The organism is Anabaena sp. UHCC 0204, assembly GCF_009711975.1.
Taxonomy (GTDB): Bacteria; Cyanobacteriota; Cyanobacteriia; order Cyanobacteriales; family Nostocaceae; genus Dolichospermum.
This window is the reverse complement of record NZ_VIKW01000023.1, coordinates 1-26,077: the sequence shown is the minus strand read 5'-3', so window position 1 is coordinate 26,077 and position 26,077 is coordinate 1. Positions and strand designations below refer to the sequence as shown.

Here is a 26,077-nt window from a genome sequence, read left to right as displayed (position 1 = left end):
AATTACTTTTCTTCTAAATAAATTTCCCCGTATTCTTTACCAGCCAAAGGAATACTTTTGTATTGGACATTACCTTTTAATACTACTTGTTCTCCAACTTGAAAATTACCTTGATTAGTGATCACCCAGATTTTTCCAGTTGAGTCATTAATTTGATATGCTTTTTGTTTGATTAACGAAGCAGTTTTTTCTACTTTACCTTGAATATAAACTGTATTGTTTTGATCTTGTTGGGTGATTTTTTGAATCTGTGTAACATTAGCACCAATATTTAAATTTTTAAAATTGATACCCGAAGTCTCCCCGTTACTACAAGCAGAAAGCCCTGTGATAAAGGAAAAAGATAATACTACTGAAAATAATCCCCCGCTAGAAATTTTTATTTGTTGCATAAACGTTATGGATTCAGCGAACTTTCACATTATTATCAATTTTATCCCATTTTACTAAATTACGTCTTATCTAGGGGCAATTACTCCTGCATAGCACTTCTAACTAAGATTACTGTACTATCAACACCAGAGGCGATCGCTTCAGGAATATTCCCTTGAATTGCTTGTTGTAATAATCCCTCGCGGGAAGCACCCAAAACTACAACATCGAAACCTTCAGTTTGGACTAACTCAATTACTCCAGTTGCAACTGATTCTGCCTGTAAAGATGCAGCAACGATGTTACTATGTAAGTTGCGATGACGCATTAATTGACGAGTAGATTCTTCTAAAACTGTCATATCTGGTTCGACTTCCCAAGGTTTAACTACCTGAGTCAGCCTGATTTCTATATCATTTCCCATTGTCACTAAAGCTGGTAATAATTTAATTGCAATTGGTGCATTTGGTCCCCCAGCCATTGGTACTAACCACCGTTTAAATTGTTGATGGGAATCGAAATTATCACCTAATTTAACTAAAACAACATCGCAATTTGCTTGGCGAATAATGGTATCTACCACATTACCAAAAATTCTGCCTGGGGTAGATGTATTTCCTTTCCAACCCATAAAAATTAAGTCTATATGTCGTTCTTTTGTGGTTTCTAAAATTGCTTGGGCGATATCATGGGCGACACGAATTTGGGTATGAATGGGAATGTGCAGTTTTTTGGCTAATACTTCCGCTTGTCGGAGTAAGCGGCGACTTTTTCCGGTTTTTACTGGTGTTTCCGCTGGAGAACTATGACGGGATACAAGGATAATTTGTAAACATTCTATTTCATAATGGCGATCGCGGGCAATTGCCGCAGCCATTTCTAATAACGCCGGGGCGGTTTTTGGGTTAGCAATAGTAACTAATAATCTCCCTCTCCCAATACTAGGCGATCGCGTTTGGTAAACTAAATAAGAAGGTTCTGGTTGGGGACCTGTTACACCATTTTCTCCATTAAGATGATCTGCTTCGGCGCGAATAATATCGGCGCGGGTAATAATCCCAATTAGTTTTTTTCCATCTACTACAGGTAAGCGGCTAATTTGATATCTATCTAATAAATAGAGAACATGACTTAATCTATCTGTTGGTGATACTGTCACCGGTTGGGGTGTCATAATCTCTTTTAAAAAAGTTTCATTCGGTAATAGATGATTGCGAATTTTCTGTAAGTCTGTTTGGGAAACTAATCCCACTAATTTATTATTTTCAACTACAGGAAACCCGCGATGATGGGAACAAGAAAAAGCTTGAATAACTTCATCTCCTGTCATTTCTGCATCTAAAGTTTCCACCCGTTGCTGCATCACATCATTAGCCGTTAACTGTGTTAATATCCCTTCAATTGGCGCATCTTTTTTGAGAATAATGCCATTTAGTTTTAAAAGTTTGTCATAAAGTGAACCGGGGACAACCTTCTCCGCTACTAAATAAGAAGTTACAGATACCACCATTAATGGTAATACTAAATTGAAATCTGTAGTCATTTCAAAAACAATAACAATAGCCGTCATCGGAACTTTAGAAACGGCGCTAAAAAATCCCCCCATTCCTGCTAATGCGTAGGTAGTAGGTGAACCAAATCCAAATGTTTGCAATTCACATACACCAATAATGTGTCCTAAACAAGAACCTAAAATTAAACTAGGTGCAAATAATCCCCCTGGTGCGCCTGAACCAAAGGCAATTAAAGTTAAGATAAATTGGGCAATAAAAGCGATCGCTGCTACAGGAATATTCGGTTCACTAACAATCATATACTGCCGCAAACCTGCATTATCTCGAAAATATTCAGGAAGTAAAGCAATGATCAAACCAGAAGCCAAACCAGCTAAAGCCGCCCGCAGAGGTAAACTAATATGTAAACGACGATAAGCGTGAATACTAAAAATTAATCCCCGATTAAATAAAGCTGCAAATAAACCTGCTAAAACTCCCAAAATTAATAAAACGGGAATTTCTAATAGGGAAAAAGTGCTAGAGTAGTCAATTAATTTCAAATCTAGTTGTAGACTACCACCACCCAACCACCGAGAAATTACGCCACCGATAAAAGACGCAATAATTGCAGTTCCTAAAGTTAAACCTGATAAATCTTGTAATAACTCTTCAATAATAAATAGCACCCCTGCTAGAGGTGCATTAAAAGCTGCTGCTAAACCAGCCCCAGCCCCCGCTGCAATCATCTGGCGGCGGTGATCTGGAGATGTGGGAACTAAGCGACTCATTCCCGCTGCTAACCCCGCACCGACATGAACTGTAGGACCCTGTCTTCCTAAAGTTAATCCTGAACCCAAGGCAATAATTGCACTGATTAACTTGACAGAAGCTACTCTCCATGATAATTTTATTGGCACATTTGCGAGAGAAGCTTTGACTTGGGGAATCCCACTACCAGCAGCTTCTGGTGCTAATCGCTGTACTAACCAACCAGAGAAAAACCCCAAACTTACGCCAATAGCGGGTAAGGTTATCCATGCGGGTAAAATTTGGGTTGTATGCACTCTCCATGTTCCCAACCACCCCGAACCCTGTTTGAGTAATACCGCAGATAAAGCGGCCACTATCCCAATGATAGAAGCTTCTGCTATGGCTAAACCCCTTCTAGGTTGCCAAAAGTTCCGCAAGTGATTGGTTAGCAACGCCAAGGAAATCATAGATTTTAAGTTTAATTTTAAAATTTTAATTTTAGTTTAAAATTAACGCTTTCTTGAATTTTTCAGCACTATCAAAATATATTTGTGGCTTTTCAATTAAAGCTAAATCTATCACTTGGGCTAATTTTTGGGGGATATTTCCATTCCGTTGCAGAATGGGTACAGGATCATTTTCTAAAACATCCATAAAAGGATCACTTGTAAAATTACGGGGAAAATATCCTGTTAACATATTATATAAACAAGCTGCACTTGCCCAAACATCTACATCAGGTTGGGAATTTTTAAATTTAAGTACCTGTTGACGGGGAATAAAACCAGGTGTACCTCCGATCATTTTTGTGAAAGTTTGTCCACTTAAACCAGCTAAATCAAAGGATTTGGCTAAACCATAATCACCGATTTTTGCTGTTAGTTTACCATCAATATTAGAGAGAAAAATATTACTTGGTTTTAAATCACGATGAACTAAACCTTTACCTGGTTTATAACCACCGTCTGCTAATTTAACATAAGGAATTTCGGCATTATGGGTATAGATTAAACCGTCTAAAACTTGGAAAATAATTCCTAATGCCATATCTACAGGTAATTTTCCGCCAAGTTGCTGCATTAAATCATCAACATTCCCACCTTCGTAATATTCCATGACTAGGAAAAATAGGTTTTCTGCATAACCATAATCAAAAAATTCCACAACATTTTGATGTTTTAAAGCTTTGAGATTTTCGATTTCTCTTAGAAACATTTGTACAGATTTATCATCTTCAGCAACTGCAGGTAACATCACTTTTAAAGCCACAAATTTACCCGTTTGGGAATGTTGCGCTAAATAAACTTCACCAAAACCACCTTTACCGATAGATTTGATTATTTGATAATTGAGTAATGCTTTTAAATTTCTTTCTCCACCTATGGCTAGTTTGATTAATTTTTGAATAACATCAAAAAGCTTTGTTTTCGCTTTTACTTCTAGTGGTTTTACAAATTCAGGAGTTTTAATATCAGGAGGTTGATTAACTGGTTGTGGAATTTCAATATTAACTCGCAAGACAGTATCACCTAAAGTAATATGATCACTATCTTGTAAATCGTATTCGGGAAAGTTTAATTTAGCAGCTTCTTCGGCATTTTGGTGAGATTGTCTACCACCAATTTTTGTATTATTAATATAAGTCCCGTTTAAACTTCCTAAATCTCTAATTCTGATTTCTGGAGGGTTGATATCTAATAAACAATGATAGCGAGAAACCCGTTTATCAAATTCGTCGGGAATTGATAAATAACAATCATCATTTCTACCAATTAAACAAGTGGTGCGACTGTCGAATATATATTGTTTACCTGATAATTTCCCTGTGGTAATAGTTAGAGTAATGGTAGATTGCATATTTGATAATTTTTTATAGAGATATCTTATTTTACATAGGTTGGGGATTTTTGCCGAGGAGCTTGGGTAAAAAAAACGGTAAAATTATTAAAAATACTCTTGACAAGTTTCCGAGTTTTTGTTATTATTTAAGTATAGTGGAAAACTGTGCGCCCATATATATAGGGTTTTGGTTTCCCAAAAGTATTTTTGTCAGAATCAGGATATATGGTTACTGAGCGGAGTCAAAGTACATGATTTGAGGATTTACAGGATAAAGTCAATTTTAACGCCATACCTGCACCTGCATGACATCAAAATGATAGTCATAAGTCCATACTGGTAACTTCATTTCTTCAGATAAAATAGCAGTGACAGCATCACAAAGAGTAATTTTCTGATCTGGAAAACGAGCAGCTTTTTCTGTTGCTGCTATATATTGGTCTTGGGAAGGGTTGATAAAATAAACTGACCCTATGCAATCTTTAGCAAAACTAATTGCTTGTTCAGTTCCCAGACGATATAGCAAAAGATTATATGTTTCTAGATAAACAGGAAAGGAAAGTAGGATTGTTAAGTTTTCTGCATTGATTCTTTGTATTTGAACTTTTGAACGCTGATGATATTGATCATCTACATCTATAGCAGCATAAAGTGGTCCAGTGTCGGCAATTATAGCTCTCAAGGTGTATTAGGTGGCAATGATTGTGAATATGTTTGTTCCGCGAGAATTTGATCATGATTTACCGAAGTATTCAAAAATCCACTTCCCTGAGTTGCAGGAGTAAAGTTGATTGTTTTTTTTGGAGGTAAATAACCCCGTTGACCCAGAAATTCGATGATCGCATTTTCAATAATATCATTAGCAGGTAACACATTTTCCTGATCTTTGATATAGCTATTGAGAGCATTTGCTAATGTATCTGGTAATGTGATATTTAGGGATTGCATAGGCTGTGAGTGCAAATTATATCTATATTATATTACTGTCAGAATCAGGATATCCAGGATTTGAGGATTTACAGGATGTGGGTTGAGAGTGAGGTTTTTTGATGTCAGAATTTTTGTGATGTGAGAACTTTTTTGGATATTATTTAGGTGATAATCAAAAATCTCAATTAATAAACTATCTATTCTGCAAATAAAGCTTCTAAATCTTGATGGTCACTCACAACTCTGAGAATTTCAACATTATTATCAACCAATTGATAAAAAATGATGTAACCATTTAAAGGAAGTCCACGCATTCCTTGTCTTATATATTCGTAACTGCGTCCCATGTTAGGAAATTGCAGTAAATTTTCACACTTTTTTGTAAAATCTTGAAAGAGTATTTCTCCCGCTTCAATATTTCTGTTTAAAAAATATTCAGAAATGCTATCTAAATCTCGAATTGCTTGAGGTGAAATCAAACATTGATTCATTTTTTCTCCTCACGCGCATGACGAAATTTGGCCTGTATTTGTTCAACAACTGTTTCTAAAGGAACTCCTTCCCCTCGTTCTAATTCTGCTGCGGCTTCATTGACTTTAACTCTCACATCTTCTACCCAGTCTTCATATTCTCGTTGTTTTTCTTGTAAGAGTTGTAGAGCTTGATTAATGACGGCTTCAGCATTAGGAAATCTCCCTTGAGCTAACTGGTTTTGAATAAACTGTTCTTGTTCTGGTTTTAGGGTAATATTCATTGTCTATTTCCTATAACTGATAATTTTCATTATAAACTTATTTGTCACAAATCAAGAGATCCAGCATTAAAGGATTTTCATGATTTAGCAATTTCCACTTGTAATTCAAAGAGAACAATTGTCGGAATAATAATTTCCTGAGCAGGTATTTTAGCAAGGTTTTGAGCAACTTGTCCTTGACCTTTAAAATAATAAATTAAGGTGTTGGTATCCAAAACATACATTTAGAGACTCTCCCGCAAAATATCTTCTCCTGCTTCACTGCGAATTTCTTCTAAACAAGGAAAGTCATCTTTCCAAGTTCCCGCAAGTGAATAAACCAGTTCTTTCCAGGAAAGATTTGCAGAATCATTAACAAGTTGATTACTATTCAAATTTTTACTACAGATAAGTTCAGCAAAATTCAAAATTTCCTCAGCTTTATCTTGGGGAAGGGTTTTAACAAGTTCGTAAATCTGTTTAGCAATGGTCATAATTAATAAGGATTTTCAGGATGTGGATTTTTGTGTTTAGTAGATGATTTAGCCTTTATTATACTACAGGTTTTTATTTGTCTGATAGCGAAGCGTGGCGTAGCCATATCAGGATGTCTGGGATTTGAGGATTTTCAGGATGTTTTTGAATGATTGTTTTTGAATAATTTAAACCATCTATAAATTACCATCCTGTTAATCCTTTAATCCTGGATATCCTGATTCAGACTTAATAATTTTCTGTAACCCTTAAATGCTACAGTTCACAAGTCTCGACGCGAGAGAGAGATGATAGAGACTTACCTTCAATCCTACTGGCCGCCCTCATACGATGAAAGTAACCGCCTATAATCCCAGGGAGGTGGCCTTCAGGTGCTTTTTCGTCAAAAATATAAGCTCTTCCTTTTCTCCATCCTACCTTATCCTCAAACTTCTCATAAATGTGAAACGTACCATCCTCTAAACCTTGATAAATCTTTTTCTGTACAGAAAACCCAAATTTACCATTACTGTATTTTACCCACAATTGGTCAATAGTACGCAGGTCTTCACAGGGTAAATTATCAATGTTTTCATTAGTTGCAACCGCTAACATTACCTGTCTGGTTTCCTCATCTGCTTCCCTCCATTTTCCTGCTGCGAGGTAGTTTTTTAGTTGATAGTATTTAGACTCAGGAGGTATTTGACCAGATTTTATAGTTGTTTTATTATTAAATTCTAAAATATTTTTTCCTAATACTGTAAACCCTAATCCTACACCTACAAAACCCAAAACTTGCAAAATTCGACGACGAGATATATTGGTTACTGGTTGTGATTTTGGTTTTGATTGTGATGCTTTTGGTTTTGTTACTGGAGGTTGAGTATAGGTTGATGCTTTTCGTGTTGTTTCTGGAGGTTGAGTATTATTACAATCTGGTTGAATTTGGGTTGGTGGTTTTGTTTGTTCGATATTAACTAAACCCAAATTTTCCCGAAACTTTAATGCTGTTGTAGTGCGGTTTTCCGGTTCTATTTCCATACCCTGCAAAATCGCATTATTCGCCCTCTGACTAATACCAGAATTATAATGTTTAGGTGCGGGTAAAGGTTCATTATCATATTTCCGGTTGAGTGCGGGTACAGGAGTAACTTCACCGTCTTTTTTCAATCCATTAGCCGTTAACAGATAATATAAAGTAGCTGCTAAAGCATAAACATCTGTATGGGGTCCAAAATTACCTTTACGACGATATTGTTCAATAGGTGCAAAACCAGGAGTTTTATCTTCAGTCATACTACTTATAGCAATACTGCGAGTTAAACCAAAATCAATTAAAACTGCTTCTTGTTTATTTTGGCGCAAAAGAATATTTTGGGGTTTTATATCCCGGTGTAAACTGCCTTTAGCGTGAATATATTCTAAAGCCTGACCAATTTGATCTATATATAATAGTGCTTCACTTTCGGCAAGTTGTCCCTTTTGTCGAATATATTGAAATAAAGTTACTCCATCAATATATTCCATCACCACGCCAAAAAGCTCACCTGATTGGATGACTTCATGGACTTTGAGAATGTGCTGATGATCAAAACCTTTAATTGTCAAGGCTTCGTTAATAAACTTAACCTGTTGTTCTGCAAAGTCCTCTCGCAATTGCATTTGCTGGTTGAGGGTTTTAATTGCGTATAATTTACCCGTGCTGGGTTCTAAAGCTTTGTAGGTAATACCAAAACCACCGCTACCCAATGGTTTACCTTGAATGATAAATCTATCGTTATTAATGTGCTGTCCTGGTTGCCAAATAATCATACCTTTGATATTAGATACGGTGGAGATTAATTTCAATATATCCTTATCGTTGTATCATTTCTGAGAACCGTTACAGCATTTTCTCAAAGTAGCTAAATAAGCTGTGATGCAGATAAATTTGATAACTACAATTTAGTTGAACTTTGTGGTGTGGGCATCCTCGGACTGAGCTTTGTCGAAGTCTTGCCCGCTAGAATTATACAAACTAAATGCACAACAGCTTATTGCCATATTAATTATTTTTACCCGTGATGGATAGTCCTTCTACTATCAAAGATGGTGTATAACAAGAACCATTCCAATCGGCATCGCCACCTAATTGCACCAATTGTTTAAGGGCTGTGTAGACATTACCTGCTACCATCGTATCTTTGACGCGGCCAATGATTTGACCGTTTTTGACTCGATAGCCTAAATCTACATTGATGGAAAAATCACCAGATAACCCGCTAGAACTACCTAGCATTTGATCGATAATTAAGCCATCATCCATCTTCCTAATCAAGTCTATGAGCGAAAGATTACCGGGTTGAATCAGGAAGTTAAATAGCCCAGGGGTGGGATAACTACCTAAGCCAGGACGAAAACCGTTACCAGTGCTACCACTGTTTAATTGTCGTCCAGTGGTGCGATCGCTATAAAAATTCCGTAAAATCCCATTCTCGATAAATATCAAGGATTGGGTAGGTTGACCTTCATCATCAAAGGGACAGCTATAGGGACCTGCTTCTGGATTTTGGTAAAGGCTAAGAGTGGGTGCAATCACTGGTTTACCTAATCTATCCACCCAGGGAGAAGCTTTTTCCAAGATGTGTTTACCATTCAAAGCCGATTGCACAGTTCCCCACAGCATATCTGCTGCTTTAGAAGTGAACAATACAGGACAACGACCGCTAGGACTGGGAACGTTTTCTTGCGCCCAATTTAATCGTTGTAAAATTTGGTTAGCTACTTTCTCCGGGTGGAGTTCAAAGCGTTGAGTTTGTCCATCAGCAACACTGAGAAAATCATCACCTCTCACCCATTCCGCTGACATATAGCAGCTAAGTGTGGTGTCGGTGTAGTGAGAATCTAAGCCTTTGCTGTTGATGAGTCTGGTATTTTCTACATCACATTCCCAGTCACTATGACAAAGAATATCTGGATAAACATCACGAATTAAAGCGATCGCTTCTTTGCCCCATTTAATCAACATCTCTACGGATACAGATGTGCCTAAATCTGGGTAGGATTGCCCGGCATGACTCGCTAATTCTACTGTTTCCGGTGGATTTAATTGACTAAGTGCCAAAGATTTCTCCACCATAGCTTGGGGATCAACATCGCCATAAGCCACCGTCAAACCGGGACAACCATCCCGCCATAGCCGCAGGGCTGTACCCTCAGCTTGACTGGTTTCTAGTTGTTTGAGACGGTTGGCCTCAAAAAATACTGGTCGAGAAAGCGATCGCGACTGATACACTTCCGCAGCCTCAGCACCAGATTTGAGGGCAAGTTCTAGTAGCTGTTCCGCCAGTGTATCTTGTAACAAATTTACAGAACCCATGTCCTTTTATGAATTATGGATTTTGGATATAAACCGCTTAATAGACGCAGACCATTATCCCATTAGCGTGTCATAAACAGTTACAGTTTTTTATCATGGTAAATTAATTTCTTGTAACAACCAAAATCCTGCAAAAGACTGGGCTTGAGGATCAGACTGCACACCAATAAAATGTACTCCGTTGGCTTGTTCCTTAGCTACTGCAAAGCCCTGTGCTTCTGCTAAGAGTTCGGGAGTACGGATATTAGCCACAATCCAACTTTCTGTAGCCCCTGTTTCTAAAATTAATCTGTTGCCTTCACTGGTGTCAAACCGCAAATAAGCCATTTCTAAACCAGACATCCAACCTGCTATAGGTAAAGCCCTTGGTGAGAAAATCAAAATCCCTGGAATCCGAGTTTCTGGGGATAATTGCGCCAACTCTAGGGGAAAAGCTTCACCAAAGCCAATTTCCCATTCTGGCATTTCTGCAAAATCCCCTGCGTCTAAAGTCACAAACGCCCACTGTTTTCCTTCCAACGCATCTGGTAATCGCTGGGGTAAAGGTCTATCTAAACGCACAGAAGGATTAGCAACTCCTTGATATCCCTGTTCCTGGGGATAAACTTCTTTCATGCGCTGTTCTATCCATTGATTGAGAACCAATGTCCGCCGACTTGGTACTGCGGGTACACCCACATCTTCACAGGATTTTGTAATCATGTTATTCATTTGGCGACGAAAAAAGCGGATTTTGATGGGTGTTGAACCGGCTTTTTCCATAGCTTCCTGTATCGCTGTCCGCAACCAACCCGAATTTACTTGGGTACTGGGGCAATATTTAGCATAGCGAAACAGAGAATCTGTCTGTGTACCAATATCGGCCGGACTTTCGCACACTAACATTTCCCACACTTTTTTCTGATTTTCGTCCAGAATTGGACGAGAGTAAAAATCGAGTTCCCAAATACTGCCCATGTTTTAGTGGTAAAAATCTGATGATTTGATATTTTGTTATTTTTTAACTTTACCGTAAATTCAAGGGTTTAAGTCCTCTACTGCTGTCTACAATTTTGTTGGTTGTAGTCTATGGTTGACTAATTTTCAAGTTTTAATTTTTGTCTTTGTTCTGGAGTTCATCAAACTTAGACCGCACTGCCTGTATATCTTGCCACATTAGCCATTTAGGTTTTCCTTGTTCCCGTGAAGGATTACGCAGTAGGTAGGAAGGATGAAAAATTGGCATACATAAACGTCCTTCCCACTCTATCCACTGACCACGAATTTTAGTAATCGGTCGTTTGTCACCAATTACACCTTTAACAGAAGTTGCACCTGTTAAAAGAATAATTTTGGGGTCAACTAGGCGAATTTGCTCGAATAAATACGGTTTACAAGCTGCCGCTTCTTCCGTGCTGGGTACACGGTTTTCTGGTGGTCTACACTTGCAAATATTCGCAATATATATATCTTTTTCTGTACTTAATTTTACGGATGCTAATATGTTTTCTAGTAATTGCCCTGATCTACCTACAAATGGTAAACCTGTTTCATCTTCGTTTTTGCCTGGTGCTTCCCCGATAATCATAATTTCAGCTTGGAGATTACCACGTCCCACTACAGCATGAGTACGATTTTGGGCTAATGCACATCGCTGACAGATGTTACAGTGTTTTCCTAAGTCTTCTATATTGGCGTAAGTTCCAGAGGGAATGGGGATTTTTGCATCTCTAGGAATTAGTTCTTGTTGATTGAGGCTAGAGTCGTCGAAGAGGCTAAGTTGAGTTTCGTTCTGCATGGGATAGTAGCTGGCAACTCCAGTATATTGAGGGAGAAGATTATTATCCTAGCAATTATGTGGATCTTAATTTAATGATGTTGCTGATATTGCATGGCTTTAGCATAATCACCCAAGGCGTAGCAAGTAACTTTGAGACTGGCCAGGGCTTTGGCGATACTGCGACTGTCTTGCATAGATTCAGCTAAGATGAGTTGTTGTTCATAGTAGGCGATCGCTTCAGGATATTGACCTATGGCTTCGTGGGCTACTCCCAATGTATTTAATGATTGTTCTTCACTCTGTTTATCTTGAATTTCTCTAGCCAGTTGCAATCTTTCTTGATAATACTGAATGGCTTTGAGATAATCGCCTAAAGCATAGCAAGCATTACCGAGATTTTTGAGTACCTGGGAAGCAGCACGATGGTTATTCAGGGAACGGGCGATGATCACAAATTTTTCATAATAGGCGATCGCTTGAGGATAATCTTCTAGTGCGTAGTAAGCATTACCTAAATTCTTCAGAACTTTTTCTTCTCCCCATTTGTCTTGGAGTGCTTGTAAAATTCTCCAGCTTTGCAAATAATAATAAATTGCCTGTGTAAAATTACCACAAGCTCTATACACTAATCCTAAATTATTTAGTGCAGCTACTTGACTGCGCTGATCTTGTAAATATTGAGTTATTTGTAAATCTCTCTTGAGGCAATCTATAGCTTTATCATATTCATGTAAGTGTCGGTAAGCATTTCCTAAACAAGAAAGTGCTTGCATTTCTATTTTCTGATCTGGGTAGTCCTGAATTAATGACAAACACTGCTGACAATAGGAAATAGTCCATTCATAATCTACCATACTGTAGGCTACTAACCCTAATAAAGCCAGTACCTGGGGTTGTTTTTCTGTATTGCCAATTATTTGAAAAAGTCTTAGTGCATCTTTTAAAGATTTCATGGCTAGATGAAATTCACCAGCTTTTTGTTCTTTAATTCCTTGCTGTGTAAGTTGAGATGCTGCTAATAGTTTTTCTTGGATCTCTTCTAAAGATAATGTTGTTGTATATGATTCAAATTCGTGAGTTATGGTATCTTGACTTACTATCGGTAAATATGCTGACGGTATTTCTATGTAATCATTTTCCGTTACGAAATTACTCCTTGAATATTGCAACATAGATTTTTCCTCCTTTTTAGTCTGTATACCTTAGTATTCCCACAATCAGAGGTTATATCTCAATATAGTGAGATTATTTTTTTTTATCTCTATACTATGTTATCATTAATGTATATTAAAAATAAATATAAATAAATCGTAGTTAATAATCACTAAAATAAAGGTTATTTGAAAAGTTTTAGTTGGTCATTGTTAGACATTCCTAAACCCCCCCTAACCTTCATCAGCGTGCAACTAAAGTAAAAGTCCCCCTTTTTCAGGGAGACTTAGAGGGATCAGAAAGTATTTGATATACCATGAGGGGACTTTCAAAACATCCTCTTAGATTTTCTGTAGCTTTTCTCTAACTTCCATTAAAATTATGCCGAGCATATTTTTACCACTACCATCTGCACCACAACCCCAATAATAATCAATAGGTGATTTTTCTACTAATTCTTCATTACCTGTAGATAAGAGAATTTCTTTAATATTTGCATGGGTAGAAAATTTGCATAACACCGCATTCCGCATAATGTTATCTTTGACTTTTTCCCAATCTGGACGCAAAGGAAGTGTTCTTTGTCTTCCCATTTTTGCAGCCTCTTTTGGCGTTTTCACTAATCGCAGTTTTTCTAAATAAGGTGTACCGACGAACTTTTGAGCTTGAAAGTAATGTTCACTAGTAGACCAATATAATTCATCTAAGACAAATCCATGATTTGAGAAGTTAGAAAAACAGCCGTATTCTTCACGGGTACTATAAAAGTATATTGTCATATTTTGGTAATAGGTAACAAGTAAGAATTGATTACCTATTCTATTCCCTATCCCTGTCAATTGAGTTTTAAAGCATTAACTGGCACATCATCCCAAGAAGTAACTGTTCGTAATTTGGCAACCCAGCCGTCTGCTTTTTGTATTTCGGTCAAATTATTCTGAAATGATTCATGACAATCTTTAGCCTGAGACTCATCACAACAGGCAATACAGGCATGAATCATCCCCGAAGGATCAATTTGCTCATTTACCCAAATAGTCATAGTTTATCTCCTAAAAATGTGGTGTTAAAACAGCTATATCTAATTCTTAGAATACCATGAACAACTAAGTAGTTAAGGTTTTTGAGTCGCTATCGCTAATTTTGCGCCTTTGATCTGCCGCACCCGATCCATAACTACCACGACTTGACCATGAGTAGCATTTTGATCCGCATTAATAATCACTACGATCTCTGGATTATTCCCCATTAATTGCTGTACCTGTGTCGGTAAAGCATCCAGGGTGACTGGCTGACGGTTCACACTCAAAGCGCCTGCTGAGTCTATTGTGACAGTAATTGGTGCGGCTGATGCTTGGGCTTTGGCTGTGGCAGCTTTGGGTAAATTAACTGGTAATCCTTCGGAACGGGTTAAAAATAAGGTGGACATGATAAAAAATGTCAAAATTGCAAAGATGACATCAATCATCGGTACAATATTAATCTGCGCTGGTAAATCAGGTTCATCGGGTAGACGCATAGGATTTATCCCCTCTTTCATAGTGACGACGATAAAGTAATTCTAATTGGCCGCCATATTCTTGAATCCAAGCAATTTGGCGTAAATACATTCCTCGAAAGCTATTAGCAAAAAACAGGGTAATAATAGCTACCACTAATCCTGTTGCTGTAGATACTAAGGCTTCACTAATCCCAGAGGTGACACCAGTGGCTTTTGTTGCACCAACATCACCAATATTTAATGATGCAAAGGAAGTAATTAACCCTAATACTGTACCTAGCAGTCCTAACAAGGGGGCTAAACCAATAATTGTATCGAAAATGTTTTGAAACCTTTTTAATAAGGGTATTTCGGCCTGTGCTTCACTTTCTAAAGCTAAACGAAATTCTTCTGGGTTGGGTTCTTCTAATTCTAAGGCTGCTAAAAAAATCCGCGACATAGGTAAATCAATGTTGTTATGAAGTGCTGTTAAGGTGCTAACTACATCACCTTGACGATAGAGTTTAAGAACGCTTTGAATAATACGGTTTTGACGATTAGTGATTTTTGCCCAAAAGATGATTCGTTCAATAATTAGGGCGATCGCTAAAACGGAAAAAAACAGCAGTGGCCACATGACTACGCCACCGGCTTTGAATAAATTACTAATTTCCATTGACTATTTTATTAATCCTGCACACAGCTAGATTAACAGATTGTTGCCCAGAGACAAGTATCGGTAAGGGATGTCTGGGGTTTGGAGTGCGTTATTTTACAATCCTGTCTGTATTGCTGGGTAATGGCTGCGAGTTTTTTGGGTAGAGATTAATTTTGGATTTATTGTTAGATTATATATTGACACAACAATTTTGTTGTACTATTATTAGATATAGAAGAACAACTACAAAATTACAGGCCGTTGCTGAATAATGGAATGATTTTATTGACTGCGGAACAAAACTTTAATGTTTCCAGCCCCTATCAGTCTACAAATATGCAACGCCAATTACGCCTTTACGTGAGTTGAAAAATTTTGTTGTTTTATAAGTTTTTCCAGGGTTTTCTAACACGATAATTTTGGAATTATTAACGAAATTACAAGAGTTTTAATACTAACTCACATAAGCCGTAAATTCTTCTATTAACACCGATAAATTAATCTAGAAATAAGTATCAAAGCTTTGTAAATCACAAGCTGATGTCTAATTCTATTTAAGTTTAATCGGTTAATTTAGTGAATTTATCGGAGGAATAAATTTATGACAGGATAAAAACATAGTATGAGTTTGATATTCGATCAAAATGGCAATTTGCTACCAGGAATTCATTTGGCTACTTGGGATGAAATTGAAGAGTTTCTAGCTTACAATAAACGCCGACAAAATCTTTTATCTGGACTCAAGCAAGGGTGCGAGATATTAAAGCAATGCGGTTGTCAGAGAATTTATCTCGGCGGAAGTTTTGTAACTACTAAAAAACTTCCTGAAGATATTGATGTTTGTTGGGAAGACGATCAAGTAGACTTTAAACTCTTGAAAGAACTCGACCCTATTTTGCATCCTAGTAGCAGAAGGTCGGCACAAAAAAACAAATATCGCTGCGAGTTTTCGATTGCTAACAACACTTTTGAAGATCCATTTACCACTTGTTTAGAATTTTTCCAGCAAGACCGTAATGGCAATATCAAAGGTATAGTAGCAGTTGATCTGTAAGGATAGGATGCGAAATACTTTTTGCTGATATTGATTATTAAACATTCAAAATTAGCAATATAAAACAGGGAGATAAATAAATTGGCATTATCTAATTAATTTTTATTATTAGGTAATGCCATTCTTGAACAAATGAGTGATAGGTTAAAGATTATGATTTTCAATGAATGGCAGTACAATATTACTAAAGCACAGATGAAGAAATTTGAGTTAGCAATGGCTCAATATGCTAGTAAACCAATTCCAGAAGATGAAAACCAAAAACTACGCCATGAGGCTCGTATTGATTCACTCAAAAGCCAAATTGAGGAGTTTACTGAAGAGATAAAAGAGTACGAAAATCTCAAAAATAATCAAGGTAAAATTGAGAAATTACAATATGATAGTTTAGAGAAATTACCAGAAGCACTAATCAAAGCGCGGATTATTCGTGGATACACTCAAGAGAGTTTTGCCAAACTTTTAGGAGTGAAACCTCAACAGGTACAACGTGATGAAGCAAATGGATATGCTAGTGCTAGTTTGACAAAACTTTTGAAAATTCAACACACTCTTAATCTGGAAATTCGGGAGGAAATTATCTTTAAATAAAGGAGTATTAATTTACTTTGACTCCAATATCTACTCCATCACTTTTCAGTTGTCCATCTTCCATGTAAACGATGCGATCAGCTATATCTAGAATGCGATTATCATGGGTGACAAGCAAAATAGTACAATTTTGCTCTTTAGCTAACATTTGCATTAATTCCACCACATCCCGGCCAGATTGTTTATCTAATGAAGCTGTAGGTTCATCTGCTAATACTATTTTTGGGTGACTGACTAAAGCGCGGGCGATCGCTACCCGTTGCTTTTGTCCACCTGATAAATTCTCTGGATAGTAATTAATATGTTCTCCTAACCCAACGTGTTCTAACATCGCTGTAGCTTTGGCGTTAATATCACCTTTGAGATAATCCTCATGCAACTCCAAAGACATCCGCACATTTTCTTTGGCTGTCAAGAAACTCATCAAATTATGTGCTTGAAAAATATAACCTATTTGACGACGCAATTTAGTTAATTGTCCTTTACTTGCGCCAGACATTTCCTGTCCTAATATTTGCAAATTTCCATTTTGGGCAGAACGTAAACCCCCCATTAATGATAACAGGGTAGTTTTTCCCGAACCAGAGGGACCCGTCATAATCACAATTTCCCCCGCCTTAATCTCTAAATTAATATCAAATAATACTTGTTTTTGGAGCGCCCCACTCCCAAAATAATGATTGAGATTAGCAACAGAAATAACTGTTTCTGAACTAGAAGTAGCTGGAATAGCGATGGTTGAAAAATCGAATGACATAGTTGATTTTTACCTTTATATTAAAAAATATCCGCAGGATCAGCCGAACGGAGTTTTCGCATTGCAATTGCCCCAGAAATAGTACACATAACTACCGTTAAAATAAAAACATTAATTGCCCGATCTACCTTCATATATATTGGTAAAAGAGTTGCCGCAAAAGTTAATTGATATATCCCAAAAGATAGAAAAAATGCAGGTAAATAACCCAAAGCTGCTAACAATAATGCTTCCTGCAACAAAACTCGTAATAGATAATTGTCGGTATAACCCATTGCTTTGAGAGTGGCGTATTCTGGTAAGTGATCAGAAACGTCGGAATAAAGAATTTGATAAACAATGACAATACCAACAATAAAACCGACTATCACACCCAAACCAAAAATAAAACCAATCCCTGTACCATTAGACCAATAAGTTCTTTCTTTTTGGGCAAATGTTTCCGGAGTACCAACTTCAACAAAGGGATTTTGAGGATCTGGATTTAATCCTCTTCTCAGTTGTGCTTGAACTTTTTCAATATCAGCACCGGGTTGAAGAGTAATTAACCCAACTTCAATTTGATCAGGTTTACGAGTAGGAAATAATTGTAAAAAAGTAGAATCACTAACAACAACATTACCATCAGCAGCAAAGGAAGCACCATTTTGAAATAATCCCTTGACACTGACATTTCTTCCGCTTAATTCGGCGTTAAATTTCCCTGTTTCTCGAAAAATACTCCCAACTTGTCCATATTCTGGACGACTAGCTTCATCAAACAAAACTTGATTTAATTGTTTAAGATAATCTTTTTTAGCTTGCAGTTCAGGAAATTTCAAGCCAGGTGTAACTGGATCTACACCCCAAACTAAAATAGCTCGATCCATTCTTGTTTCAGGATTGCGCCATTGTCCGGTACTAATGTAAATAGAACTAACTGATTTTACACCATTATAACTTAATGCTTGATAAAGTCTTTCTCTCGAAAAACTTTTAACTGAAAATAAAGTTTCAAATTGAGGATTAATTAATACTAAATCCGCTTGTAGATTGCGATGAGGTTGAACAGCAGCATCAAATAATGCACTTTCAAAACCCATCTGAATAAATATCAGTATATCGGCAAAGCTAATTCCCGCGACTGCAACCACAAGCCGCGTTTTTTCTTTCATTAATTGTCGCCAAGCTAGGGGAGTTTTCCGAAACATTTTATTAATCATTTTTTTCCTCTCTGCACCTCTATGGGAAAATCAATTACAATTTAATTGTTGTTTGCACTTGTAAATTAGTTAAACTAGAAACTTTTTTGCTATCTTCAGGATTCAGGCGAATTTTTACTTCTACAATCCGGCTATCTAAGTTTTCTCCTGGTTGATCACTAAAAACATTTTGGCGGTTAACTTGTAAACCAATTTGTTCAACTGTACCTTGCAGTTCTCCTGTAAATCCTTGACTGGTAATTATAGCTTTTTGTTTTAATTTTATTTTGCTAATATCTGTTTGATAAACTTCTGCTACGGCTACCATTGTGTTAGTTTGAGCAAAATCAGCAATACCGTTTTCACCAATTTTTTCGCCGACTTTAGTATGGATTTTGATAATTTGTCCTGTCATTGGGACACGAATATAAGCTGCTTCTAGTTCAGTTTCTGCACGTTTTAAATCAGCGATCGCACTTTCAACTTCTGCTTGCGCTAACTGCACATCTACAGGACGAATTTCGGCGACGCTATTCAATTTGGCTGTGGCTTCACTAATTTGTTTATTGCTAGTAGTATTAATCCGATTGAGTTCAACTTTAGCTTCTGCTAGTTGTTTATTTGCTGTAGTATTAATCCGATTCAGAACAGCTTGGGATTCACTTAATGTCTGTTTAGCAGTTTCGACAGTTAATCGTTTACTATCAATTACAGAGTTAGAAATTGCCCCTTCAGTAAATAACTGTTCATAGCGTTGATATTCTGCTTCCGCATTTTTAAGTTCTGCTGTTAATTTATTAATAGTTGCAGTTTGGGCAATTCTATCACCTTGCCATTGGGCTGATATCCGAGCAATATTTTCCTGCTTGGCTTGCTTATCTCCTGCATATTGTGCCTTAATCCTCTCAACACTTGCTTTTTGTGCTTGAATTTCTCCTAATTTAGCTCCGGCTTTAATTTGTTGTAATTTAGCTTGGGCAACTCTCACTTGTTTCTGTGCTTGAATGACGGAATTTTTTAAGATATCACGAGATTGTAAAATAGCAATTACCCGTCCTGCATTAACATTATCACCTTCTTTAATTAATACTTCAGCAATGCGATCGCCATCTAATGCTAAAGGTGCAGATAATTTAATGACTTCTGTTTCTGGTTCTAGTCTTCCTAACGCAGTAACTATTTTCGGAACAGGTACAATTGTTTCTACTTCTGTTACAGACGTTTTACCCATTTGCCCAAAGTTGGAAATCCCATAAATCGCAATTCCTGCTGTAATCGTAGTAGCCGCGATTATTAAAGCAATTAAACCTTGATTTTTTGGTTTAAACAATAGTTTATAATTCATCTAATTTCCCCAAATCAAAAATAAATTTATCGGCATTTATCCCTGGACTTTTTGCTGTAAATATGCTGTCACCATTTCGCCCAAAAGCTGGCATTGTTCAGGAAAATCAATATTTTCATTTCCCCATAATTTTTCCAGAACCACACCATTCACAAAACTCAAAACAAAAGAGGCTAATACCACATCTCTAACACCTAATAAATCACAGGCTACTTGCTGACATCTTTGATTAGCACGTTTAAAAATAGTGCTATTACTCAGCATTATTTTTGAGTCTTGATGTTGACAAAAATCAACCCAGACATAAGTCCACTTAATTAAATAATCCTCATTTTTAACCAGGTATTCTCCCAAGGCTTCCATTAATTCTGATAAGTTATTTTTCCCTCCAAACTCTGTTAAAGCTGCAATAATATCCTGCTGACTAATTTCTTCCACCAATTGCTCAAACAAAGCTTGTTTGTTGGGAAAGTAATGATACAGCGTCCCTGTTGAAACCTTTAAATCCGCAGCAATTTCCCGCATGGTAATGGCCGCATAACCTTTTGCAGCAAATAAATCAAAACATTTACCGAGTAATTCTTTGCGGTATTGTTCGTGATCAACAATTTTCGGCATAGCCCGGTTTTTATATCGAACGCTTGTTATATTAAACAATAAGATAATTTTAGAGTGTTTGTCAATATATCTTTACAAAATTGATGTCCTAGTTAAAACGGTGTTTTTACCTGTAAATGTAAGATTTTTTCTACATGAGGATGCTGAAAACTTAACTCCCTTGCGTGCAGATATAATCTACTTGTCTCAGCATGACAACCATAGAGTTTATCTCCCAAAATCTTCATTCCCAGCCCTCTCCTATCGGCAGCATGAACTCGTAATTGGTGGGTACGTCCAGTGAGAGGTGTGAATTCTACCCGTGTAAAATTTCCTTCCCTATCCATGACACGGAAGTGAGTTAAACTAGGTTTTCCCCGTTCTAAATCCACTTGTTGATAAGGCCGATTGTCAGGATTTCCCCACAAAGGTAAATTAATTTCACCTTCCGTAATATTTAGAGAACCTGCAATTATCGCTTCATAAACTTTATGAACTTGTCTTTTTTGGAATTGTTGACTTAATTGAGAATAAGTAAATAAATCTTTAGCTATTAATAAAATTCCAGAAGTATCTTGATCTAAACGATGTATAGCTATTAATTCTTGATTATATAAATAACGTAAGCGACTAATTACACTATCTTGATTATGAAAATAACGACCAGGCACAGATAATAATCCAGGGGATTTATTTACAGCAATTAACCATTCATCTTCATAAATTATCTCTACTTTATGTGACTTTAATCCTGATAATAGAAATCCCATTAAAGGTTGACATCTTTCTAAACAAGCACCGTAAAATTCTCCTTTAACTTTATTCTCTATAGTAGAATCACCCCACCAAAATTCAGCCATTGCTAGAGGTTTTAATCCATGAGTAGCTGCATAATGTAATAATTTAGGAGCGCAACATTCACCTGTACCCGTGGGTGTTCCTTTTGGTAATAATTGCTGTAAAGATCGAGATTTTCCATAAAAATTAGTGAGGCTATAAGCAGCGTGCATTTGTGTTTGTAATTGCCGGGATAGTTGTTTTCTCTGTTGTTTGAGTTTTGTGATTTTCTGATCAGCAGCAGTTATAATTTCCTGTAATGGCTGTATAATTTCATTTTGACGACGTTTAATATTTCGGCGTTCAATTCCCTGCTGACGGCTTTCTGCTTCTAGTGTTGCCAGAGCAATTTTTAAAGATTCTTCTGTGAGATTTTGATCAAATTGTCGCCGTTGTTCTTCTCTTAGCAATTTGCTATGATCATGCTGTAATTTAATAGCTTGTAACTGTAGAGTATATTCAGCATACAGAGTTTGATATTCTCCTCTTTCTGGAACTTGTTGAAGACTAATTATTTGTTGTTTAATTGCTTCTAGCTCTGCTAAAGTCTGGTTTTCTAATAAAGCTACTTCTTCTCTTCCAGAGATAGGGGAAACCCAACCTTCAACAATACTATTACCATTCAATAAACCAGAAAAAGCTTTAATAACTCTTTGTTCACCATTGGGTAATTCAACTAGCAAAATACCATACATTTTTCCCTCAGAGCCATACAATTGATTTTGCTCAATTTGTTGCATTAAACCATAAGCTATAGCTTCTGATAAAGGTGTACGGGGTAATCTGAGAACTTCGCCAGTTTCAGGACATTTCCCTTCGTAGTAATAGTTAGTTTGTAAAGGAGCAATAATAGAATTGGAGTTGATAAAGTCTGAAAGTGGATGAAGAATAACCATAAAATATATAGCGTTTCCTAATCTGATGAGGTACAAAAAAATCTGCGTTTATCTGCGGTTAATTTCTACTGCTTATACCTCACTTGAATGGAAATTGGCGTTGCTGAATTAGGGTATGAAATTCAAAAATCAATGATTTCAAACTCTTACTCTCTGTAGACTCTGCGCCTCTGCGTGAAACAAAATCATACTCTTAATCAGCAACACCGGAAATTGCTATATAAATATAGTTGAAGGAGAGTTGGGGGTATCTCGATTAATTCTGATACTTTTCAAACATCCTCTAAAGAAGCATCATCTAGAACCTGAAATTATTAATTCATCAAAGGTTTAAATTTCTTTCAGCAAGCCCTATTTAAACCTACAAAAACAGTTTAGTTTATTCCTCTTGTCGCAACAACCAAAAACCAGTATAAGTCATTCCCGAATCATCTGGCTGTACTAAAAGAAAATGTAACCCATGACTTAGCTGTTTTCTTTGTTCATAAGTTTTTGCCGCATTGGTAATTTCCTCATCTTCAAAAGTCGCCAAAATCCATCTATCCACTAAACCAGCTTCTAAAATCAAACCATCGGGCGCACCAGAAATGTAGTTTAATGATACAGGTTTAGTTTCTTGTAACCACTGCGCTAAACGCATAGATTGTCGTCCACCATAAATTACTACCCCAGGAATAGGAATTGTTGAAGCTACACCAAGATTAATTGGTTTTAGAAACTCTGGGATTTGTAAAATAGGAATTGGACGTTCTATAAACTCATCTACAATATCACCAGATGGAATCGTTGCAAAGCGCCATTCTTCCCCCCACAAATTTTCAGGTAATGGTACTGGAGCTGGTTTATCCACAGTTAGAGTATATTCCTTCGCTTTTAACCACTGTTTCAACGCCGTAGTTCTTCGAGTAGCTTCAACCTTGATACCTAAATTATTTCCCGCAGTTGTAATTAAACTTAAAGACTGAGGACGAAATACCTGAATTATATCTGGTAACTTTCCCCCACTTGCTAATTGTAATTGTTGAGTAATCCAAATAGAATTAGCTTGTGATTGGGGACAAGTAGCCGCATACTCGAAACTACGAGTTTCATTACAAACTAATAATTCCCATAATACCTGTCCTGGTAAATTTTGCCGGGGACTACGATAAAAATCAGCCTGCCAAATTAGACTCATTTATTACTCCATAAAACTTAAATAAACCGCTCAAATAAGAATTGAAGAAGTTTAATTTTTGACTAAATTTACTGCAAATTCTAGTGCTTCTTTCGCTGTGGAAATTTTACCTTCAGCTTGGGCAACACCAACCTCCATTAATAATTCACCTACCTGTGGTGAAGCAGGAATGTTTAACGCTGTCATAATGTCTTTACCATTGAGTAAAGCAGTAGGATGTGCAACAACATCATTAGGGTTAAGATAACGCTTGATTAAAGGTTTGTATATAGCTAACATACTTTCCTCAAACATTCCCTTAGCTACAATATCATTTGCTAAAGCTAATACCAACACAGCCGGAAATAAAATACCCATTTCCCGAAAGAGAAAATACTGTTTCCGCAAAGATATATTTACCTCTTTTATTTCCGAAAACAGTCTTAAAGCCGTTGTTACACCCCGATTTTCTGTGCGACTGTAAGTAAGTTCCTGTAGTTCTATTTCTGCAACTTCTGGTTTTGAGTCAACAAGACAAGCAAGTTTAGCAATACTTAACCAAGAAGTTTTCACAGTTTCACGCACATAAGTTGCCAATTCTTCTCCTAATTCCTGCCAATTATCGCTAATTAACGTAGCAGCTTGATCAACAGCATTTAACTTTATAAAACTTTGCTCAGTAGCATTTTTGAAAAAATTACTTAAAACACCATCTTTCCAAGCAAGATTTAGCCAAGATGTCCCATGAGAATTTGCCAACAAATAATTAATTTCTACTCGCACTCTTTCTGCTGCTACCTCATTGATGCTTGCTGCTAAATTACGAATTGTCTCCTGAGTAGCTGGTTCAATAGTAAAACCAAGTTGAGCAGCTTGACGATAAGCCCGCATTAACCGCAAAGGATCGTTTTGCAGATTTACAGGTGATATCATCCGTAATAAGCCATATTCTATATCTTTATAGCCTTGGAGAGGATCAATAATTTCTTGGGTATGGGGATTATAAGCGATCGCATTAATAGTAAAATCTCTTCTATACAAATCCGCAGTTAAACTCTCTCCCTCCTGTTGAGCAAAATCAGCCGTAGCTTCAGGAAATACTACACGAGCAATTTGTCTTTCAGCATCAAGTAATACAAAACCAGCTTGATAACGTTGAGCAATTTTTCTAGCTATCTTCACCGCATCCGATGGAATAATAAAATCTAAATCCATATACTCCCGCACTCTACCCAAAATCGCATCACGTACCGCACCACCTACCATATAAACAGGTTGTGGCAAATATTCCAGATTAAAAGGCCAATTTTTGGCGGCTAGGCGAGAACTAACTAATTCATCCATTGTCATAAAAATCAACCCAGTAAGTCATGCTTATTATTCTGGCTTAAGCTACATTAACTATAAAGGTTTTTAGAGTTGGTTCTATTATGTGTATTTGCGTGAATTGCCACTATGTAGACCGCTGTGTTACCTACAACGCCGTAGAAACTCAGCACCAACAGCCCCACCTGACAGAAACACCAAATTTTGACCCCAACGAACCTTCCATTAACGTCAATATTCGTACACAGGGCGAAATAATTGAAATGGAATGGGATGTTGTGGGTTGTCTCAGTTTTAAGCAAGAACTAGGTAAATGGTCTAAATTACGCCCAGGTGAATTAGTCCCCACCTAAACTCATGACTTCTCAGTTATTCAAGGCAGATTCTGAAGTGTTGCTGAATACTTCATACTGAAAATCAGCAACACCAAATTTGAAAAGCTTAATTCAGTTGCCCTGAAAAGCCCAAAACAAAAGCTATTTAACTTTCCGTTCCTAAATTCTGCTGTATTATTTATCAGAAAAATATATTTGCATTTACTTTGACAACCATAATCAAACATCTCCCACAGAATAAACACGCCTTAGCCTTGCATACCACAACACCAGAACTTGGTTTGGCAATTAGCAACTTTGCAGATCATCCCCAATCACAAGTTTGGAATTTAGGGCGTGATTTATCTAGTCACATCCATCAATACTTACTGGAAACAATTAAACCGCTAACTTGGACAGATATAGAATTTATCGCCGTTGCTAAAGGTCCAGGTGGTTTTACAGGAACTCGTATTGGTGTTGTCACTGCTCGTACATTAGCACAACAGCTAAAAATTCCAGTGTTTACCATTTCCACTCTAGCGGCAGTAGCTTGGCAAGAATATACCTTATATAACCATTCTATTGCTACTGACAAAACTGAAAATACTTCTCTCCTCCCCAAAAATTGCCAATATCCAGTAATTGCAGTAGAAATGCCAGCACAGCGGGGACAAGTATTCGGCGCTATTTATCAACCCACCCCTGATGATTCTGGCCTTACTGCCTTATTAACAGATACAGTCTTCACACCAACCGCATGGCAAGAAACCCTAGCTAATTGGCATACCAGTTATCAGTTAATTTCAGCTACATCTCATTTAGCCGCTACTGTTAATAGTATTTTGAATTTAGCTTATTTAGATTGGCAGCAAGGTAAAAATCCCCATTGGTCACAAGCTCTGCCTTATTATGGACAGCATCCTGTAGATATTTGAGAATTGGCAAAATTGTCTAAGCTTTACATGGTAAAGCTTGTAGCCGAAAACAGTCCCTGGATTTCTCCATGAAATCACCTCCTC

Annotated in this window: 29 protein-coding genes; 4 read left to right on the top strand and 25 right to left on the bottom strand. The window is 36.9% G+C overall.

Annotation, left to right across the window (positions count from 1 at the left end; translation table 11 throughout):
* Nucleotides 1-2: 2 nt before the first annotated feature.
* From FJR04_RS17900 to FJR04_RS17810, 18 genes are all read right to left on the bottom strand, one after another.
* Nucleotides 3-392, bottom strand: a complete 390-nt coding sequence (locus tag FJR04_RS17900; protein ID WP_168497229.1) for a hypothetical protein — start codon at nt 390-392, stop codon at nt 3-5.
* Between the two features lie 80 nt (nt 393-472).
* Nucleotides 473-3,085: a chloride channel protein gene (locus FJR04_RS17895; RefSeq protein ID WP_168497227.1), complete on the bottom strand. Its 2,613-nt coding sequence runs from the start codon at nt 3,083-3,085 to the stop codon at nt 473-475.
* 31 nt (nt 3,086-3,116) lie between these two features.
* The gene (locus FJR04_RS17890; RefSeq protein WP_168497225.1) at nt 3,117-4,475 is read right to left on the bottom strand and encodes a protein kinase; all 1,359 of its coding nucleotides are present in this window, start codon (nt 4,473-4,475) and stop codon (nt 3,117-3,119) included.
* Nucleotides 4,476-4,740: 265 nt separating this feature from the next.
* On the bottom strand, nt 4,741-5,139 hold the full coding sequence (locus tag FJR04_RS17885; RefSeq protein ID WP_168497223.1) for a type II toxin-antitoxin system VapC family toxin: 399 nt from the start codon (nt 5,137-5,139) through the stop codon (nt 4,741-4,743).
* Nucleotides 5,136-5,405 carry a hypothetical protein gene (locus FJR04_RS17880; RefSeq protein ID WP_168497221.1) on the bottom strand — a complete coding sequence of 90 codons (270 nt, stop codon included), beginning with the start codon at nt 5,403-5,405 and terminating at the stop codon, nt 5,136-5,138. The genes FJR04_RS17885 and FJR04_RS17880 overlap by 4 nt, the downstream gene beginning before the upstream one ends.
* Before the next feature lie 179 nt (nt 5,406-5,584).
* Entirely contained in the window at nt 5,585-5,878 is a 294-nt protein-coding gene (locus FJR04_RS17875) for a type II toxin-antitoxin system RelE/ParE family toxin (protein WP_168497219.1), read from the bottom strand.
* Nucleotides 5,875-6,141 carry a type II toxin-antitoxin system ParD family antitoxin gene (locus FJR04_RS17870; RefSeq protein ID WP_168497217.1) on the bottom strand — a complete coding sequence of 89 codons (267 nt, stop codon included), beginning with the start codon at nt 6,139-6,141 and terminating at the stop codon, nt 5,875-5,877. Before FJR04_RS17870 ends, FJR04_RS17875 begins: the two co-directional genes overlap by 4 nt.
* A 77-nt stretch (nt 6,142-6,218) precedes the next feature.
* Nucleotides 6,219-6,365 carry a hypothetical protein gene (locus tag FJR04_RS17865; RefSeq protein ID WP_254445312.1) on the bottom strand — a complete coding sequence of 49 codons (147 nt, stop codon included), beginning with the start codon at nt 6,363-6,365 and terminating at the stop codon, nt 6,219-6,221.
* A complete protein-coding gene (locus tag FJR04_RS17860) occupies nt 6,366-6,614 on the bottom strand; it encodes a DUF2281 domain-containing protein (RefSeq protein WP_168497215.1) in 249 nt (82 codons plus the stop codon).
* Nucleotides 6,615-6,870: 256 nt separating this feature from the next.
* Nucleotides 6,871-8,406, bottom strand: coding sequence for a serine/threonine-protein kinase (locus tag FJR04_RS26230; protein ID WP_254445311.1), 1,536 nt, complete (start codon nt 8,404-8,406; stop codon nt 6,871-6,873).
* A 232-nt stretch (nt 8,407-8,638) separates the two neighbouring features.
* On the bottom strand, nt 8,639-9,952 hold the full coding sequence (locus FJR04_RS17845; protein ID WP_168497213.1) for a TldD/PmbA family protein: 1,314 nt from the start codon (nt 9,950-9,952) through the stop codon (nt 8,639-8,641).
* Nucleotides 9,953-10,045: 93 nt separating this feature from the next.
* Complete coding sequence (locus FJR04_RS17840) at nt 10,046-10,909, bottom strand: Tab2/Atab2 family RNA-binding protein (RefSeq protein WP_168497211.1); 864 nt, start codon at nt 10,907-10,909, stop codon at nt 10,046-10,048.
* Nucleotides 10,910-11,042: 133 nt separating this feature from the next.
* The gene (locus FJR04_RS17835) at nt 11,043-11,729 is read right to left on the bottom strand and encodes a uracil-DNA glycosylase family protein (RefSeq protein ID WP_168497209.1); all 687 of its coding nucleotides are present in this window, start codon (nt 11,727-11,729) and stop codon (nt 11,043-11,045) included.
* Between the two features lie 71 nt (nt 11,730-11,800).
* Nucleotides 11,801-12,883: a tetratricopeptide repeat protein gene (locus tag FJR04_RS17830; protein WP_168497207.1), complete on the bottom strand. Its 1,083-nt coding sequence runs from the start codon at nt 12,881-12,883 to the stop codon at nt 11,801-11,803.
* A 321-nt stretch (nt 12,884-13,204) separates the two neighbouring features.
* Nucleotides 13,205-13,642, bottom strand: coding sequence for an NADAR family protein (locus FJR04_RS17825; RefSeq protein ID WP_168497205.1), 438 nt, complete (start codon nt 13,640-13,642; stop codon nt 13,205-13,207).
* Nucleotides 13,643-13,698: 56 nt separating this feature from the next.
* Nucleotides 13,699-13,905 carry a glycogen debranching protein gene (locus FJR04_RS17820; RefSeq protein WP_168497203.1) on the bottom strand — a complete coding sequence of 69 codons (207 nt, stop codon included), beginning with the start codon at nt 13,903-13,905 and terminating at the stop codon, nt 13,699-13,701.
* Nucleotides 13,906-13,977: 72 nt separating this feature from the next.
* Complete coding sequence (locus tag FJR04_RS17815; protein ID WP_168497201.1) at nt 13,978-14,382, bottom strand: biopolymer transporter ExbD; 405 nt, start codon at nt 14,380-14,382, stop codon at nt 13,978-13,980.
* Nucleotides 14,366-15,019 carry a MotA/TolQ/ExbB proton channel family protein gene (locus tag FJR04_RS17810; protein WP_168497199.1) on the bottom strand — a complete coding sequence of 218 codons (654 nt, stop codon included), beginning with the start codon at nt 15,017-15,019 and terminating at the stop codon, nt 14,366-14,368. The genes FJR04_RS17815 and FJR04_RS17810 overlap by 17 nt, the downstream gene beginning before the upstream one ends.
* Nucleotides 15,020-15,623: 604 nt before the next feature.
* Here FJR04_RS17810 and FJR04_RS17805 point away from each other — a divergent pair.
* Together FJR04_RS17805 and FJR04_RS17800 are read left to right on the top strand one after the other, a co-directional pair.
* Nucleotides 15,624-16,055: a hypothetical protein gene (locus FJR04_RS17805; protein WP_168497197.1), complete on the top strand. Its 432-nt coding sequence runs from the start codon at nt 15,624-15,626 to the stop codon at nt 16,053-16,055.
* 153 nt (nt 16,056-16,208) lie between these two features.
* On the top strand, nt 16,209-16,646 hold the full coding sequence (locus tag FJR04_RS17800) for a helix-turn-helix transcriptional regulator (protein WP_168497195.1): 438 nt from the start codon (nt 16,209-16,211) through the stop codon (nt 16,644-16,646).
* Nucleotides 16,647-16,653: 7 nt separating this feature from the next.
* Here the strand turns inward: FJR04_RS17800 and FJR04_RS17795 are convergent, their stop codons facing one another.
* The 7 genes from FJR04_RS17795 to FJR04_RS17765 form a co-directional block, all read right to left on the bottom strand.
* Nucleotides 16,654-17,403 (bottom strand): DevA family ABC transporter ATP-binding protein, encoded by a 750-nt coding sequence (locus tag FJR04_RS17795; RefSeq protein ID WP_168497193.1) that lies wholly within the window; start codon nt 17,401-17,403, stop codon nt 16,654-16,656.
* A 20-nt stretch (nt 17,404-17,423) separates the two neighbouring features.
* A complete protein-coding gene (gene devC, locus FJR04_RS17790) occupies nt 17,424-18,605 on the bottom strand; it encodes an ABC transporter permease DevC (protein ID WP_168497190.1) in 1,182 nt (393 codons plus the stop codon).
* Between the two features lie 34 nt (nt 18,606-18,639).
* On the bottom strand, nt 18,640-19,929 hold the full coding sequence (locus FJR04_RS17785; RefSeq protein ID WP_168497189.1) for an ABC exporter membrane fusion protein: 1,290 nt from the start codon (nt 19,927-19,929) through the stop codon (nt 18,640-18,642).
* A gap of 36 nt (nt 19,930-19,965) precedes the next feature.
* Nucleotides 19,966-20,547 (bottom strand): TetR/AcrR family transcriptional regulator, encoded by a 582-nt coding sequence (locus FJR04_RS17780; protein ID WP_168497188.1) that lies wholly within the window; start codon nt 20,545-20,547, stop codon nt 19,966-19,968.
* Between the two features lie 92 nt (nt 20,548-20,639).
* Complete coding sequence (locus FJR04_RS17775; protein WP_168497187.1) at nt 20,640-22,259, bottom strand: RluA family pseudouridine synthase; 1,620 nt, start codon at nt 22,257-22,259, stop codon at nt 20,640-20,642.
* Nucleotides 22,260-22,638: 379 nt separating this feature from the next.
* Nucleotides 22,639-23,436, bottom strand: a complete 798-nt coding sequence (locus tag FJR04_RS17770; protein ID WP_168497186.1) for a Tab2/Atab2 family RNA-binding protein — start codon at nt 23,434-23,436, stop codon at nt 22,639-22,641.
* 51 nt (nt 23,437-23,487) lie between these two features.
* Nucleotides 23,488-24,759 (bottom strand): CCA tRNA nucleotidyltransferase, encoded by a 1,272-nt coding sequence (locus FJR04_RS17765; RefSeq protein WP_168497323.1) that lies wholly within the window; start codon nt 24,757-24,759, stop codon nt 23,488-23,490.
* Nucleotides 24,760-24,845: 86 nt separating this feature from the next.
* On the opposite strand from FJR04_RS17765, the gene FJR04_RS17760 reads away from it, so the two are divergent.
* Both FJR04_RS17760 and tsaB read left to right on the top strand, forming a co-directional pair.
* Entirely contained in the window at nt 24,846-25,094 is a 249-nt protein-coding gene (locus FJR04_RS17760; protein ID WP_168497185.1) for a Ycf34 family protein, read from the top strand.
* Nucleotides 25,095-25,282: 188 nt separating this feature from the next.
* Nucleotides 25,283-25,993: a tRNA (adenosine(37)-N6)-threonylcarbamoyltransferase complex dimerization subunit type 1 TsaB gene (tsaB, locus tag FJR04_RS17755; protein WP_168497184.1), complete on the top strand. Its 711-nt coding sequence runs from the start codon at nt 25,283-25,285 to the stop codon at nt 25,991-25,993.
* Nucleotides 25,994-26,077: the final 84 nt, after the last annotated feature.

Bases quoted from the DNA above. Each gene is read 5' to 3' on its own strand.
- FJR04_RS17900 (WP_168497229.1), bottom strand. From the start codon at position 392: ATGCAACAAATAAAAATTTCTAGCGGGGGATTATTTTCAGTAGTATTA.
- FJR04_RS17895 (WP_168497227.1), bottom strand. From the start codon at position 3,085: ATGATTTCCTTGGCGTTGCTAACCAATCACTTGCGGAACTTTTGGCAA.
- FJR04_RS17890 (WP_168497225.1), bottom strand. From the start codon at position 4,475: ATGCAATCTACCATTACTCTAACTATTACCACAGGGAAATTATCAGGT.
- FJR04_RS17880 (WP_168497221.1), bottom strand. From the start codon at position 5,405: ATGCAATCCCTAAATATCACATTACCAGATACATTAGCAAATGCTCTC.
- FJR04_RS17875 (WP_168497219.1), bottom strand. From the start codon at position 5,878: ATGAATCAATGTTTGATTTCACCTCAAGCAATTCGAGATTTAGATAGC.
- FJR04_RS17870 (WP_168497217.1), bottom strand. From the start codon at position 6,141: ATGAATATTACCCTAAAACCAGAACAAGAACAGTTTATTCAAAACCAG.
- FJR04_RS17865 (WP_254445312.1), bottom strand. From the start codon at position 6,365: ATGTATGTTTTGGATACCAACACCTTAATTTATTATTTTAAAGGTCAA.
- FJR04_RS17860 (WP_168497215.1), bottom strand. From the start codon at position 6,614: ATGACCATTGCTAAACAGATTTACGAACTTGTTAAAACCCTTCCCCAA.
- FJR04_RS26230 (WP_254445311.1), bottom strand. From the start codon at position 8,406: ATGATTATTTGGCAACCAGGACAGCACATTAATAACGATAGATTTATC.
- FJR04_RS17845 (WP_168497213.1), bottom strand. From the start codon at position 9,952: ATGGGTTCTGTAAATTTGTTACAAGATACACTGGCGGAACAGCTACTA.
- FJR04_RS17840 (WP_168497211.1), bottom strand. From the start codon at position 10,909: ATGGGCAGTATTTGGGAACTCGATTTTTACTCTCGTCCAATTCTGGAC.
- FJR04_RS17835 (WP_168497209.1), bottom strand. From the start codon at position 11,729: ATGCAGAACGAAACTCAACTTAGCCTCTTCGACGACTCTAGCCTCAAT.
- FJR04_RS17830 (WP_168497207.1), bottom strand. From the start codon at position 12,883: ATGTTGCAATATTCAAGGAGTAATTTCGTAACGGAAAATGATTACATA.
- FJR04_RS17825 (WP_168497205.1), bottom strand. From the start codon at position 13,642: ATGACAATATACTTTTATAGTACCCGTGAAGAATACGGCTGTTTTTCT.
- FJR04_RS17820 (WP_168497203.1), bottom strand. From the start codon at position 13,905: ATGACTATTTGGGTAAATGAGCAAATTGATCCTTCGGGGATGATTCAT.
- FJR04_RS17815 (WP_168497201.1), bottom strand. From the start codon at position 14,382: ATGCGTCTACCCGATGAACCTGATTTACCAGCGCAGATTAATATTGTA.
- FJR04_RS17810 (WP_168497199.1), bottom strand. From the start codon at position 15,019: ATGGAAATTAGTAATTTATTCAAAGCCGGTGGCGTAGTCATGTGGCCA.
- FJR04_RS17805 (WP_168497197.1), top strand. From the start codon at position 15,624: ATGAGTTTGATATTCGATCAAAATGGCAATTTGCTACCAGGAATTCAT.
- FJR04_RS17800 (WP_168497195.1), top strand. From the start codon at position 16,209: ATGATTTTCAATGAATGGCAGTACAATATTACTAAAGCACAGATGAAG.
- FJR04_RS17795 (WP_168497193.1), bottom strand. From the start codon at position 17,403: ATGTCATTCGATTTTTCAACCATCGCTATTCCAGCTACTTCTAGTTCA.
- devC (WP_168497190.1), bottom strand. From the start codon at position 18,605: ATGATTAATAAAATGTTTCGGAAAACTCCCCTAGCTTGGCGACAATTA.
- FJR04_RS17785 (WP_168497189.1), bottom strand. From the start codon at position 19,929: ATGAATTATAAACTATTGTTTAAACCAAAAAATCAAGGTTTAATTGCT.
- FJR04_RS17780 (WP_168497188.1), bottom strand. From the start codon at position 20,547: ATGCCGAAAATTGTTGATCACGAACAATACCGCAAAGAATTACTCGGT.
- FJR04_RS17775 (WP_168497187.1), bottom strand. From the start codon at position 22,259: ATGGTTATTCTTCATCCACTTTCAGACTTTATCAACTCCAATTCTATT.
- FJR04_RS17770 (WP_168497186.1), bottom strand. From the start codon at position 23,436: ATGAGTCTAATTTGGCAGGCTGATTTTTATCGTAGTCCCCGGCAAAAT.
- FJR04_RS17765 (WP_168497323.1), bottom strand. From the start codon at position 24,759: ATGGATGAATTAGTTAGTTCTCGCCTAGCCGCCAAAAATTGGCCTTTT.
- FJR04_RS17760 (WP_168497185.1), top strand. From the start codon at position 24,846: ATGTGTATTTGCGTGAATTGCCACTATGTAGACCGCTGTGTTACCTAC.